The organism is Bradyrhizobium sp. UFLA05-108 (genome assembly GCF_059803455.1).
In genome coordinates this window covers 1-1306 of sequence record NZ_JBANAZ010000195.1, presented here as the reverse complement: position 1 = coordinate 1306, position 1306 = coordinate 1, and the positions used below count along the sequence as shown (strand labels likewise).

The following is a 1306-nucleotide window of genomic DNA, read 5'->3' as shown; positions in this document are numbered from 1 at the left end:
GCTCGGTGTCGGCGGCGCATCCCAACGGCATTTACGGATTCCAATGGTGGAACAACGAAGTGCCGGTGAATGCGACCAACGTTGAGCCTGTTCCGCAGGCCTCCCTCAAGCATTCCCTGTGGGCGCTGGGGGTCTTCGGCCAGATGATCATGGTCAATCAGGCGGAGAATCTGGTGATCGTCCAGTGGTCTACCTGGCCGCAGGCGGAGCCTTCTTTCAGCGCTCAACCGCTGGAGGCGTCGCTGATGTTTAGCGCGATAGCGAAGGAATTGCGTTAATCCCACGGAGCGAGCAGGGGCGGTTGCCATTTCGCCCCTGAGCGGCATATTACATGTCTTCGACGTCGACCTATCCATGCCGTAGGGGAGTATCAATTCTCTACAGGTAGAGGAGGCCAGTCTCCACCGTTTTTAATTAATAACTCTTTTATCTTGTTAATTTTCTCCTTATCCTCGGCATCGCCTACCCCTCTATCTATAAAGCGCTGGAGCTGATTGCCCATAGTCCAACCAAACTTACCCTTGATTTTATTATCTGCACCTCTCTCCAATAAAAGAATCGTATGATCAAACGAGCGATAGTCTAGGGAGTTTATTAACAATGTATTCCCCAATGAATCCATTGTATTTATATCCGCACCATAATCCAGCATCACCTTTAACGTTTCAGGGTTTTTCGCTTCTAATGCTTCGAATATAATGGGTTGATTGAATACCTTATCTTTTGCGTTTGGTGGTAAACCACCGTCGAGCATGGCCTTGATCCAAATTCCCTTGTCGGCTTTCATGACAAATTCCGCCGGGCTGCTTCCCCCTTCCGGTCTGGGCTGCAACGGGTCTGCACCCGCTTTAACCAAGTCAGTAATAATCCTCAGTCTTTTCGGCGTATTTTTATCATAGATTGCGTTTAGCACCGACCAAAACAGCAGGGTCATGTCTGCTTTCACCGGTCGATTCAGTTCTTCCTTGCTTATAGAGGGGAGCTTCTCTTTCAGTTTCACTTCATCGCCATCATAAATCAGCTGTGCGATGTCCAGCTGCCGGCCTTCAAAAAAATCCTGTGGCTCATATTCCATGCTTTTGTTGCATCCTTGCACCATGAGGACAGTAAACAGTAGCGCTATTGCCATTATCAATCTGTTCATATTCTCCCCCTGAGAATGGTGACACCCGCGTCTCTTCAATCAGTTTTATTGTGTGGTCTATAGCGTGTGTATCGGAAAACAGATGCAATCTGACAGCCCCGGTATAAATAATCGGCAGCTGTCAGATCAGCGTTGATGAAATTACTGCGCTTCCTTTGCCCC

General features: G+C 48.5%; 2 protein-coding genes. One reads left to right on the top strand and one right to left on the bottom strand.

Features of this window, described 5'->3' with window-relative positions; translation table 11 throughout:
- Positions 1-278 (top strand): hypothetical protein (locus SO140_RS45900; RefSeq protein ID WP_498544195.1); only part of this gene is annotated, 278 nt, incomplete at its 5' end.
- A gap of 92 nt (positions 279-370) precedes the next feature.
- Here the strand turns inward: SO140_RS45900 and SO140_RS45895 are convergent.
- Positions 371-1144, bottom strand: a complete 774-nt coding sequence (locus SO140_RS45895) for an ankyrin repeat domain-containing protein (protein WP_346424131.1) — start codon at positions 1142-1144, stop codon at positions 371-373.
- Between the last annotated feature and the right edge of the window lie 162 nt (positions 1145-1306).